The 360-nt window shown below is 43.9% G+C and carries 1 protein-coding gene; it reads right to left on the bottom strand.

The features are described 5' to 3' along the window. A partial coding sequence (locus tag AB4496_RS29525) for an aminotransferase class V-fold PLP-dependent enzyme (RefSeq protein ID WP_372133699.1) occupies positions 1 to 270 on the bottom strand: 270 nt, incomplete at its 3' end. Positions 271 to 360: the final 90 nt, after the last annotated feature.

A 360-nucleotide genomic window follows, 5' to 3' on the forward strand; every position in this document is an offset into this window, starting at 1 on the left:
GTTTAGAGGAACAGCAGCGAATTGAGCACGAGCGCCCCCCTGACAAAAAAGAACTTTGTAGTTGTCTGGGATGTTCAGAAGATCACGTAGGTCCTGTTCGGACTCGTCAGCAACTTGAATAAATTCCTTGCTGCGATGGCTGATTTCCATCACGGAAGTCCCTAAACCATTCCAATCAATAAAGTCCGCCTGCGCTTGTTTCATTACCGGTTTAGGCAGTGCAGCTGGGCCAGCACTGAAGTTGAATACGTTATCTAATGTAAGTTCCATGGGGATGATTGCTCCTGCTAAATAATAACTATGCAAGTAATACCATGTTTTACCCAACATAAAAACAACAAAAGAGGTCTTAAGACCTCT

The sequence above is a fragment of the Vibrio sp. 10N.222.46.A1 genome (assembly GCF_041473595.1).
GTDB classification, from domain to species: Bacteria; Pseudomonadota; Gammaproteobacteria; order Enterobacterales; family Vibrionaceae; genus Vibrio; species Vibrio tasmaniensis_A.